This window comes from Oceanobacillus sp. NCCP-135 (genome assembly GCF_059698015.1).
In genome coordinates this window covers 19,508-31,483 of the sequence record NZ_BAAKSZ010000032.1, presented here as the reverse complement: position 1 = coordinate 31,483, position 11,976 = coordinate 19,508, and the positions used below count along the sequence as shown (strand labels likewise).

Sequence of the window (11,976 nt, the reverse complement as noted above, 5' to 3'; positions counted from 1 at the left end):
TCTTATTTAGTTTTTAGGGTATAAACTAAAAACACTTGCATTTTTTAAGTGAAATGCATATAATATACCTTGTCCTTGTTTTTAGGAATGTCTGGCAGCAATAGCGGAGAGGTCACACCTGTTCCCATCCCGAACACAGAAGTTAAGCTCTCCAGCGCCGATGGTAGTTGGGGCTTTGCCCCTGCAAGAGTAGGACGCCGCCAGGCTTCTTTTTTATATAATCTTTTAATATATAAAAATTGTGGTAAAATACATATTAATGTTATATAATTTTTATTATCGTGTAGTAAGTCATGTAAGGGATGCAACATTATTTGGCAAGATTGTAACACGATAAGCAGTACTACGAATTAATTGAAATGCTATACAAAAGTAATTTTTAATTATTCCACAGTAGCTCAGTGGTAGAGCAATCGGCTGTTAACCGATCGGTCGTAGGTTCGAATCCTACCTGTGGAGCCATTTTTTTGCTTCCATAGCTCAGCAGGTAGAGCACTTCCATGGTAAGGAAGGGGTCGTCCGTTCGAATCGGATTGGAAGCTCTTGATGAAACGCTTGCCCTGTAAGGGAGAGAGCGTTTTTTGTGTTTGTAATGATTATAAAAAATGTATTCTCCCCTAATTGTTGCCCGATTTGAATGTAATGAATAAATAATACTAAAAATTTTGGATCTTTTACAAAGTACGGGGAAAATAATAGGTTTGTTTATTAAAATACAAATTATACCGATTCCGAATCAACCAACTGATCCAATCTTCCCCGCAAAATGTGATTGAACCAAAATTTTTAAATGAACACTGTATCATCTCGGATAAATTCATGATAAATATCATTGTTCCTTATTAACTAATAGGTGCATATAATGCAGGAATTATGGTATTATAATGGTATAATAAATGAATGGAGGTCTTGCCGTTGATTATAAAGTCATCTACCTCGTTAAGAAATGATTATAATTCCATTTCTAAATTGGCACATGAGAAAGAGAAGCCTGTTTATATCACTAAGAATGGAGAAGGTGATCTTGTTCTCATGAGTATCGATGCATTTGAAAAAAGGGAAGCAATCATAGATTTAAAAGAAAAACTATTAGTAGCCGAAGAACAGCGATTAAATGGTGATAAAACGACATCAATTGATTCTGCTTATCAAAGAATCAAGGAGAGAATTGATGAAAAACTATAATGTAGAACTACTTCCAGCAGCTGACGATGACCTTGATGATATTTTTAATTATATTTTATTGGGTAATCCTGAAGCTGCGAATGAAATATTGGATCGTGCTATGGCTTCTATAAAGCACCTTGAAAAATTTCCGTATGCTGGTTCGAAGTTAATGGAAGAAAGCCTAAATCACTTCGAATTTAGGATGGTTATTTCTGAACCTTATATTGCCTTTTATCGGGTTATGGAAAATACTGTATATATTTATAGGATATTGCATGGAGCAAGGGATTATATTCAGATATTAAGAAACAAAAGGTAAACTTTAAAATTGTATGGGTTTAGGAAAAAAACTATTCTAATTTGGCTGTGTTTTGCAAAACACATTGGCAACCTATATATTGATATTTCTTAGGGATATGTAAAAAGTGACTTTCAACTCGTTTCTATTGTTGAAAGTCACTTTTTGCATGAAAATGATTGCGTATATACATAGACGTATTATCGATTATGTAAAGGGTCTTCGTTTTTCGGATGTTATGGGGTCAGCCAAGTAGGATAAGGGTGCGTAGAAAGCAATTAACGCTTTTATAATTCCCTAATGACCAGTTCGAAATTATTGCATATAAAAACATTTAACGGTAAAACAAATCCACTGAATATTAGAAAAATAAAAAGGCCGTGACTTATTGGCTGCGTTAACAATGGTTTTGGAAGAACAGGAAATATTCACTGATATTTTAAAAGGAGAAAAGCGGAGAATTGATATTCTGGCCGAAGTAAAGGTCAAAGGCGAAGATCAACCCATTCTCATTCATATTGATCCCCAGTCATCCTACCAAAAGGAATTTCATGAAAGAATATTCATATACTGCAGCCACCCCTACGAAAAATACCGTAAGCCTATACTACCCATTGCTATTTTCAAAATTGGGGAACTTTTATCAAAAAAGATAATCCAGCTGCGGCAGCACTTCTCAGTAAAATGGGTTATACCAAAGAAGAACGTGGACAAGTGAAAATAGAGTCTTTGCGCATACCAAGCCGTATGGAATTAAATACTTCAAAGATGAAATTATTATATGGTTTTTTCGAAGCCTAATCAAAAGGCCTATGAACAAAAGAGTCGACATTCTAAAGATAACTTCCAGTAAAATGCTGACCCTCTACAATTTTCAAAAAAAATATCACATTAATACCAAGGATATTGCTCCGGACTTTCTCCTTTAGATCCCACGATAGCAGGTCTTGCTGGTTCTTCTTCGCTTTCAGAAATGCTTTCCACCGTAATAGTGAACATCCATTCATCACCATAATCAAATAAATAAAGGAAACGCTGCCCAGCATGCATTCCAACAGCCCCAATTGTCACTTCATCTGATGCCAGATGTCCGTCATTATCATTCGGTGCGACAATGCAATCTTGAGACCACTTTCTATTATCCATAAAAAAGGAATATAGGTGGTCATCATCAAATTCATATGCTTGAATAATCACCTGGTGCAAATCTTGCATCGTATGATTTGCTGACAATACAATTTTCCGCCAAGTACTGCCGTTAAGTGCTACTTTAAATTTGTGTACACCATTCGTGAATTTTTGTTCCATTCTTGGTAATGTTTGCTGCAAATCTCTTTGATCGAAAAGGCTTGAGAATGCTTTGTGAAATGGCTCGGAACTCTGGTCTTTTCCTTCATCATTATCATAGATTACTGTCATTGGTGAACCTGGCATAGGATTAACTTCTCCATTTTGCCGTCGTAATGAAATATTCCATTTCTCGATTTTTCGCACTTTCCTTAGTATAGGAATCATGTTTATCCCAAAATCAGTTAATGTAATAGATTTTGCAAAGTAATGACTCTTTAATCCATAGTCATCGATTCTTTCTTGATCTTTTTTTGAAATCCATAACCCAAGCCATTCGAAATACAGTAAAAAGTAATTCCAGTCAGACATAAACCTGGAAAATATACTAATGCCCTGAAGAGAAAGGTGGTAACCTGACTTTTCATTCATTAATTGGTCAAAAACTTCTGGAAGTATCTGATGGATTGTCCACTTAGACTGATTTCCCAAATTCCCCCAATTCACATCAACCCAAAACGTTTCCAGTAGAAATAAATATTTTTCCGTATCGGTTAATCTGAGAAACAAGTTCCATCTTTCCGTAACGCGCAGCATTGGTTTATTTGAGCTGGACCAAACTTTTTCGATTAATCTACTACTCAAGGCAAGATGATAGAAAAAGTGAATATAAGGGTAGTATTCTTGCTGTGAGTTTTTAGTAGCATTTTCTGCTTTTATCGACATTCGCTCATTTATCTCTGGTAATGACTTCTTTGAAATATATCCATTCTTGGGCGTCAGGTTTATGGAATGGTTCGTAATATATTCCATAAATTGATCAAAGTCGATTACGATTTGGATGGGAAAAGATTTCTTTGTCACTGTCTTAGGTTGAACCCTTATCCGGTCTTCCTTGGCATAACCGGAATCCATTTCAGTTTCGTTAAACTCATCAAAAAGGCTGTCAAGTGTTAATTGTTCTACTTTACCAGTTGGAAATTTTGCCAAAGTCATTCCATCCTTTCGTTGTTGGTAATAATAAATTGATGGATTATTTTAATTTTAACATATGGGAGATGGAAGCAGAAGGTTGATTTATCGAATGTTGTGTATCCATAATGGAAACATGACCTAGAATTTATCACGCATTAACGGGCTGTAGTACCCCCACCTCTAAGCGTTAGAAAAATCCCATACGTGAAGGTGGGGGAGGAAGGGAAACCCCCACTGTTTGTACAATATCTTTATTCAGGTGGTGCCCTTGGGAATATAAAATAAAAATTGTTAATTATACTAGAACATGATACGATAAATAAAGTAGCAGCACCTCACTTATTGGCTTGTTTTTTTACAACACCCTATATTTGAGTGTGCTGCTATATTAAATTATATGAAATATTTGGGTAGGATGATTTTAATAGCCATCGCGAAAAGTGATTTTGTTCAATAAAATAAAATATTCATGGAAGAGGTGATCATTATATGGATACAGCTAAGGATCGTTTACTTAAAATTATTGATGAGATACCTGAACAGGAAGTTGATAAAATTCTGGATTTTGCAGAGTATTTAAAAGCTAAGAGAGATAAAAGTGTGTCTGAGGATTTAACAAAAGCTAGTGAGAGCAGTCTGGGTTTTTGGGATAATGACACCGATGATGAGGTTTGGAACAATGTATAAACAAGGTGATATTGTTTTAATACCAATTCCATTCAGTGATTTAAAAAACCAAAAGCAACGTCCTGTACTTATCATTTCAAGCAATAGTTATAACGAATTGACTGAAGACATCATAGTTTTAGCTATCACATCAAAAATAAAGAACCTTGAGTATTCAATAATTATTGAATCAAAAGATTTAACAGAGGGCGAACTTAAAGTAACATCAGAAATTAGGGCAGATAAAGTTTATACGCTTTCTAAAAATATCGTCAGAAAGAAATTTGGACAGGTGAACACTGAAATTTTGGAAGGTGTTCGGGTAAAAATAAACGAACTTATAAAATAACTGTGAGCAAGGGGGCTGTATTACAGTCCCCTTGCTGTATGGAAGTTCCTGTGGTTTTCCAGTTTAAAATTATACATAATTTTTAAGTACTACATGGAGCCATTCTTCCGCAATAGGAGTGCTTTTCTCGAACAAGATATATGCTTAATCCTAAATAAAGAGACCAGGTTGTATAATAAAAGCAATTTAAGGGGAAGGCAAAATTGTATAGGAAAAGTGTATTGTTGTTTTTACTTTTATCACGCATTAACGGGCTATAATACCCCCACCTCCAAGCGTTACACGTTAGTGCTGTTATATCAAGGTTTATCGTACTTAATCCTAATTGATATAACGAATTAATGAAAATGGTAAGGAAGGGGTCGTTCGTTCAAATCGGATTGGAAGCTCTAATACAGATAGGCGTATAACCCTTTCGTATCAAGGTTTATACGCCTGTTTTATTGTCTAGGAAATTATAAAATCTGTGGGCTGTGGATAACAAAACAACCGAATCAGCCACGTCTGGTTCCAGCGCTAAAGCCATAGCAGACTTCCTTCACCTTTGTACGATAAAGAAGACTTGCCGATTGGGAACCAGAGGCTTAGTCGCACTTATACCCTTGTGGTGAAAGTCAATATCGGCTTCCTCCGGTCGCCCGAGTTTCCTTTTAAATGAACTTGCTTGCGCCTCAAAGGCGGAAGCTTAGTGAATTTTATACTTTGGAGTGAATCTCCTGCGGCTCAGTTCAGTCCGTACGTCACTTAACGAATACATGAACCTCTGTTCTGCCTGATAATGTTATTACTTATGATTTATTAATCACATAAATTACCAACAATAGATTGTTCACTTCTGCTTTAACTAGTATAATAGGTCTAAATAAATTTTAATATTAAAAAAACAGTGAAGAGAGGGACGTAATTGAATAAGGTACTTGGTCTAGATATAGGGATATCATCAGTAGGTTGGGGTGTTTTAGAAAGGGATACTGGAGAAATCATTGATGCAGGCGTTAGGCTTTTTGAAGAGGCAAGCAGAAATGTAAATGAAGAAAGAAGATCCTTTAGAGGTTCACGAAGATTAAAAAGGAGAAAGGCACATCGGCTTAAAAGAGCAAAGGAATTATTTTCAGAACGTGGACTGCCACTTTCTGGTATTGGTAAAGTGGATCCATATCAAGCAAGATACAATGCTATATATGGCTCGGTATCGAAAGAAGAATTAGCGGCAGGTCTTTTTCATCTGGTGAAAATGCGAGGAACTACGTTGGATTCACCAGAGGACGATGAGAAAGGAAATGACAATGAATTATCAACAAAGCAGCAGATCACACAAAACAGAAAACTTCTGATAGATCAATTTATTTGCGAAGTGCAGTTAAAACGAAGGGAAAAAGGGGGGAGAATCCGTAATCACCAGAATCGTTTTCGGACAGCTGATTATCTTAAAGAAACAAATGCAATTTTGAACAAACAGCGCGAAATACATACTGAACTAAATGAGACTTTTACTGATTCGTTACTAGAACTTATTGAAACAAGAAGAGAATATTATGAAGGTCCAGGGTCTAAAAAATCTCCAACACCATATGGGTCGTTTTTTATTAATGAACATGGTGAAATTGAAGAAATATCAATGATTGATAAAATGCGTGGGAAATGTACTTATTTTCCTCAAGAATTAAGAATTGCAAAAATGTCTGTGACTGCAGATTTATTCAATCTATTGAGTGGTGATTTAAATAAACTTCAATTGGAAGGTGAGTATTTAACATACGATGATAAAATTTATCTTTATAATAACTTTATTAAAAAAGGTAAAAATATCACCTTAAAACAAATTTTAAAATATAGGGGATTGCCAGATGATGCAGATGTTACCGGATACAGAGTAGATTTGAAAAATGATAAACCGCTTTTTACAGAGTTCAAGGGATATAAGGAAATAAAGAAAGTTGTTGACCAAAACAATCTACCTGCAGAAATATTGGATGATATCGATCTAATGGATGAGATTGCGGAGATACTAACAGCTGAAAAGGCTTATCATCGAAGAGAAAAGAAGCTTGAAAATTTACTTACTCAATTTAACAGTGAAACAAGAAAACATATTATAGATGGTTTTAAAGAGTCCACAGCCTTTACTGGATATCATGCATTATCCAAAAAAGCAATGAATTTAGTAATGAATGATTTATGGCATTCTAATCAAAATCAAATGGAAATATTCTCTTTTCTTGGATTGGAACAACAAAGGCTTGCGGGTATGAAAGATAAAAATAAGATAACCTTCGATGACACGGCAATCCTAAGTACCGTTGCGAAACGAGCTCATCGTGAAGCTATCAAGATTGTAAATGCAGTAAGAGAAAAATATGGTGAACTAGATTCTATTGTAGTAGAAACTGCGAAGGAAAAAAACAGTGAAGAAAAGAGAAAGCAAGTTGCGGATTTTCAAAGACAAATGGGAAAACATGAGAAGGAAATGGCTGAGTTGCTTGGAGTGAAATCTCTTGCAGAATTGAAGTTAAACGGTAAGCAGCATTTGGCCCTAAAATTAGTAAAACAGCAAAATTGGCAATCTATTTATTCGGGTAAATCTATCACACCACATGATATTGTACAGAATAGATATTCATTTGAAATCGATCATATTATTCCAGTATCCATATCCTTTGACGATAGTCAATCGAATAAAGTGGTTTGTCTACACGGGGAAAATCAGGATAAGGGTCAATTAACTCCGTTTGAATATTTCCAAACACAAAAGAGGCCAAGAACATTTGATGAGTATAAGTCAAATGTATTAAACCTGTACAAAGGTAGGAGTATTAATCGTAAGAAAAAGGATTATCTGCTGGAAATGCGAAATGTTAAATATAACGAGGAATTGCAAAAAGATTTTATTAATCGTAATCTGGTGGATACACAATATGCAATGCGCAGTTTTTCCATGAATTTAAGATCCTTTTTTAAAGCAAATAACATCGATACAACAGTTCTTTCCATACGGGGTTCTTTTACTGCTGCATTAAGAAGACGTGCACACTTGAATAAAGATCGCGAAGAGAGCCATGCACATCATGCGATAGATGCTTTAATTGTAGCTGCCATTGGTAAGATGTCAATATTTGACTTTTTTACAACTTTCGATATGAATGAGACAGGAGCAGTCATCAATCGAGAAACCGGGGAATTATTATCGGAGGACGAAATGTTTAACAGCTTTGTTAACTTTTTAAAAAAATTGCGCAACTATGAATCCGAGATAAGATATTCGCATAAGGTTGATCGAAAAGCTAATCGTACACTATCGAACCAAACTATTTATGCTACAAGAATGAAAGATGGCGAAAAGTATACGGTTGGGAAATATAAAGATATTTATAGTCTGAATAAAGATCAGGTAAAACCGTTATTAAAAAAACTGAAAATAAAACCACAGGACTTCTTTATCGCTAAACATAATCCGGAAGTAATGAAATTAGTTCAAAAAATTATAGATGAATATAAAAATGAATTGAATCCTTTTCAGGCATATTACAACGAACATGGCTATATTTTGAAAGATGGAAAAGTCCCTGTCAAAACGTTAAAATTTTACGATAAGAAATTGGGTGTCCACATGGATATAACACACAATTATCCTCAAGCCAAAAACGATGTTGTATTAAAAAGTATTAAGGGAGTAAGAATCGACCTGTATAAAAATAAGGAGGGAGAATATAAATACCTGGGACTACCATATCACTGGTTTAAACAAGATGGAGACCGTTATGTATTGGATATGGAGAAATATGAACAGGAAAAAGCGAAAGAATATAAAAAAATTGATGATACGTTTGAATTTCAGTTCAGTTTATATAAGAATGATTTGTTCTCATTTGAAAAGAATGGGGTGAGACAAAGTAGGATTTTTAGAGGTGACAATAATCCAAGGCAAAATAAGATAGAAGTAGATTATCAATTTAAAAGGAAAAAGGAACAGAAAGAAGGATTTTTAGCCCTATCTACAATTAGTAATGTAAATAAGTATAATGTTGATATTTTAGGTAATACTTATAAAATAAGTAAAGAAAATTTTAAAAACTATTTACAATTGTGATAAAATGGGGTATTATAAAAGTGCGATATAAATTTATCGCCCTATACCAAAAACTGGGATAACCTATCAAAACAAGGGTTTATCCCGAACTCAAAAGCCCCATTTATTTGGGGCTTTTCCTATTTAATTAGCCCCTTTCACAACTAAAGAGGGAGGGCTTTGTTTGAGTTGGAGAATCGTTTATATTTCAGATGCAGAAGAGATGAAGTTGTACTTAGATAATCTGAAAGTAATTAAAGGAGAACAGGAAGTACTAATCCCATTGTCAGATATTCATACAATTGTTGTAGATAATGACAGAACTGTGGTGACAGGTAGATTAATGAATAAGCTAACCTCTTACCATATACTATTAATCTTTTGTAATGAGAATCATCATCCTAACGTTTTCTCACTTGGGTTATACAGCCATTATCGGGTGTATGGGGTGCTGCATAAACAAATTAATTGGAGTGACAGGGCAAAAGGAGAAATGTGGCAACGTATCATAAAAATTAAAATAAGGAACCAGGCATCTGTGCTAGAATACTTAAACAGAGATTCAGTTGTGATTAATCGACTAAGAGCGCTTGCTGATCAGGTTGAACTCGAAGATAGTAGTAATAGGGAAGGTCATGCTGCAAAAGTATATTTTAATGAATTATTTGGTCCCGATTTCCGGAGACAGCGTGGTTCGGTAGACTCATATAATGCAGCATTGAATTATGGCTATATCGTTTTGCGTGCTTGTGTGGCTAGAACTGTAGTAGCTTATGGACTGCATCCCACCTTTGGTATTGGACATCGCAACCAATTTAATGCATTCAACCTAGTAGACGATTGCATGGAAGTATTTCGCCCGATTGTAGATGTCTGGGTAGCAATGACAGTGGAAAAAGAGGAATATCTTACATTAGAAACAAAGCAATTGTTAATTCGTCGGCTTAGCGCAAAAGTAAGTATTGGTGGTCAAAGTCAAACCGTATTAAATGCGATTGATCTTTTTATTCAATCATTTATCAAATCGATGAATGAAAATAACAACACTTATCTGGTGTACCCACAAAATGGGATCGCCATATAGAATTATGCGCTTAATATTATTTTTTGACTTGCCAATGAACACAAAAGAAGAACGACGAATTTATTCAAAGTTTCGTAAATACCTCATTAATAATGGATTTAGCATGATCCAATTTTCAGTATACGTAAAAATATTTCCGAATCGGATAAGTATGACCCAGTACACCCAAGGCATTCGAAATAACCTTCCTTCGAAAGGATCTATAAGACTGATGGGAGTTACGAACAAACAATATGAAAAGATGTTAATAATGGTTGGTGGTAAAACCATCCAGGAAGAAGTCATAACAGAGGATCCGTTGGTGATACTATGAAAATATGGAATATTATATCTTCATCTAGTGAATATGCAATTGAAATGGGTGATATTACAACTTTATATGGCCAACATCTTTCGTGGCATAACTTAGTTCGTACAATTAATAATTACTTTAATGGAAAACAATCGGAGTTAAAAATATATGAAGATGGCCTGCCTATAAATAAAAAAGATTGGCAATGCCATTTCATTCCCTTTGATGCGGAGGTACATCTAAATAAAATTACAGCAAAATCTCCTATGAAAGATATTCAGAGTAATATATCAGAACAAATAACATATTCTCCATTTTTTCAAGAACTGCAAGAAGCTTGGGAACATTTAGATGCAGAGTTGCAATTGGTAAACCAGCAACTAGGAAGGTGGGGAATTTCGAGTTCCTTAAGACCATTTAATGAGAATGATGTGAGCGATTTTATCACCTTTTACTCAACAAAAGACAGATCGCTTTCTCCACTTGAAATAAAGACGCTTTTACTAAATATTTTACTGGGTAGACCTCATGATAAAAAGACCCTGATTATTGTCGAGTTACCTGAACTGTATGCGAGACGAACCGAATTACAAACGTTTAATGAATTAGTAAAAAATGCTACTTTAAAAGGTTATAAGTTCCTGTTAGTTTCCCAGCAAAAAAAGTCTTCAACGATAAATTATTTCTACAGGGATACAATTATTCATCATGCATTAATAACACAAATGAAAGCTAAAGTGCAAAAGGAAGTCCCGTTTTATTGCTCCGATGAACTATATAACAAGGCAATAAAGATCTTTTTTCAGCTTGTGGATAACTCAATTCCAGAGGATACCTTAATACAGAAAATTATCGACAATACTGGAACTATTGTTACAATTATTCATATAATCATGTATAATCTAGGTATGGGTTCCCTTCATGCTACACAAGGGTTGGAACCAAACCTCAAAAAGTTTATAGCCGATTATCGCTGATTATTTGATGGTAAAACGCCAATCAATTTTGAGGTTTTGGTACTATCTCAGTTTTTGGTATAGGAAAACTAAGCCATCATAACCGATAGAGCCAACGCAGTTTTGGTACTATCTCAGTTTTTGGTATAGGAAAACTTTCTGTTTAAAGCCTTATGTATCAAGGGTGTTTTGGTACTATCTCAGTTTTTGGTATAGGAAAACCTCACTTCCAAATATACCATCAACTTCTTTGTTTTGGTACTATCTCAGTTTTTGGTATAGGAAAACAAAGTTATAACGATATTGATATGCGGTTATGTTTTGGTACTATCTCAGTTTTTGGTATAGGAAAACGCACTTTAAATATTACATTAAAGAAACTGAGTTTTGGTACTATCTCAGTTTTTGGTATAGGAAAACAAAGAGAGTAATATCCTTTACTCATATAATCAGTTTTGGTACTATCTCAGTTTTTGGTATAGGAAAACAAAGTAATTATGGCTTGCATAAAAGCTAAAGTTTTGGTACTATCTCAGTTTTTGGTATAGGAAAACAGTTTTTCAATATTAGTAATAAAATTCATTGGTTTTGGTACTATCTCAGTTTTTGGTATAGGAAAACAATGACATTCGTAACGGTAGCGAGGTCAATGTTTTGGTACTATCTCAGTTTTTGGTATAGGAAAACACATCGTTCTTGGCAAAAGGAATACATGATGTTTTGGTACTATCTCAGTTTTTGGTATAGGAAAACAGGAAAAGCGGAAATTCACGATAGGAATGGGTTTTGGTACTATCTCAGTTTTTGGTATAGGAAAACTCAGTGATGTGCATAAG

General features: G+C 34.6%; 9 protein-coding genes, 2 tRNA genes, 1 rRNA gene, 1 pseudogene and 1 CRISPR repeat array (1 of these 14 running past the window's edge). Of the genes and pseudogenes, 12 read left to right on the top strand and 1 reads right to left on the bottom strand.

Annotation, left to right across the window (positions count from 1 at the left end; translation table 11 throughout):
• Window positions 1–90 precede the first annotated feature (90 nt).
• From rrf to AC6HVZ_RS16965, 6 genes and pseudogenes are all read left to right on the top strand, one after another.
• Window positions 91–206 (top strand): 5S ribosomal RNA (rrf, locus tag AC6HVZ_RS16990).
• Between the two features lie 181 nt (window positions 207–387).
• A tRNA-Asn gene (locus AC6HVZ_RS16985) sits at window positions 388–462 on the top strand.
• Between the two features lie 7 nt (window positions 463–469).
• Window positions 470–542 (top strand) — tRNA-Thr (locus AC6HVZ_RS16980).
• A gap of 373 nt (window positions 543–915) precedes the next feature.
• The gene (locus tag AC6HVZ_RS16975) at window positions 916–1,185 is read left to right on the top strand and encodes a type II toxin-antitoxin system Phd/YefM family antitoxin (RefSeq protein WP_497559317.1); all 270 of its coding nucleotides are present in this window, start codon (window positions 916–918) and stop codon (window positions 1,183–1,185) included.
• Entirely contained in the window at window positions 1,172–1,486 is a 315-nt protein-coding gene (locus AC6HVZ_RS16970) for a type II toxin-antitoxin system RelE/ParE family toxin (protein WP_497559316.1), read from the top strand. Before AC6HVZ_RS16975 ends, AC6HVZ_RS16970 begins: the two co-directional genes overlap by 14 nt.
• A 397-nt stretch (window positions 1,487–1,883) precedes the next feature.
• Window positions 1,884–2,260 (top strand): annotated as a pseudogene (locus AC6HVZ_RS16965) (DUF4351 domain-containing protein); the annotation flags it as partial.
• Window positions 2,261–2,356: 96 nt separating this feature from the next.
• Here AC6HVZ_RS16965 and AC6HVZ_RS16960 read toward each other — a convergent pair.
• Window positions 2,357–3,742: a plasmid pRiA4b ORF-3 family protein gene (locus AC6HVZ_RS16960; RefSeq protein WP_497559315.1), complete on the bottom strand. Its 1,386-nt coding sequence runs from the start codon at window positions 3,740–3,742 to the stop codon at window positions 2,357–2,359.
• 474 nt (window positions 3,743–4,216) lie between these two features.
• Between AC6HVZ_RS16960 and AC6HVZ_RS16955 the strand changes: the two genes are divergently transcribed.
• From AC6HVZ_RS16955 to AC6HVZ_RS16930, 6 genes are all read left to right on the top strand, one after another.
• A complete protein-coding gene (locus AC6HVZ_RS16955) occupies window positions 4,217–4,414 on the top strand; it encodes a DUF2281 domain-containing protein (RefSeq protein WP_497559314.1) in 198 nt (65 codons plus the stop codon).
• The gene (locus tag AC6HVZ_RS16950; RefSeq protein WP_497559313.1) at window positions 4,407–4,742 is read left to right on the top strand and encodes a type II toxin-antitoxin system PemK/MazF family toxin; all 336 of its coding nucleotides are present in this window, start codon (window positions 4,407–4,409) and stop codon (window positions 4,740–4,742) included. Before AC6HVZ_RS16955 ends, AC6HVZ_RS16950 begins: the two co-directional genes overlap by 8 nt.
• Window positions 4,743–5,646: 904 nt before the next feature.
• The gene (gene cas9, locus AC6HVZ_RS16945; protein ID WP_497559312.1) at window positions 5,647–8,829 is read left to right on the top strand and encodes a type II CRISPR RNA-guided endonuclease Cas9; all 3,183 of its coding nucleotides are present in this window, start codon (window positions 5,647–5,649) and stop codon (window positions 8,827–8,829) included.
• A 163-nt stretch (window positions 8,830–8,992) separates the two neighbouring features.
• On the top strand, window positions 8,993–9,892 hold the full coding sequence (gene cas1 / locus AC6HVZ_RS16940) for a type II CRISPR-associated endonuclease Cas1 (RefSeq protein ID WP_497559311.1): 900 nt from the start codon (window positions 8,993–8,995) through the stop codon (window positions 9,890–9,892).
• A complete protein-coding gene (gene cas2, locus AC6HVZ_RS16935; protein WP_497559310.1) occupies window positions 9,876–10,205 on the top strand; it encodes a CRISPR-associated endonuclease Cas2 in 330 nt (109 codons plus the stop codon). The genes cas1 and cas2 overlap by 17 nt, the downstream gene beginning before the upstream one ends.
• A 44-nt stretch (window positions 10,206–10,249) precedes the next feature.
• Complete coding sequence (locus tag AC6HVZ_RS16930; RefSeq protein ID WP_497559309.1) at window positions 10,250–11,161, top strand: hypothetical protein; 912 nt, start codon at window positions 10,250–10,252, stop codon at window positions 11,159–11,161.
• Between the two features lie 33 nt (window positions 11,162–11,194).
• Window positions 11,195–11,976: direct repeats of the CRISPR family, unit length 36 nt; unit sequence GTTTTGGTACTATCTCAGTTTTTGGTATAGGAAAAC (it continues 115 nt past the right edge of the window).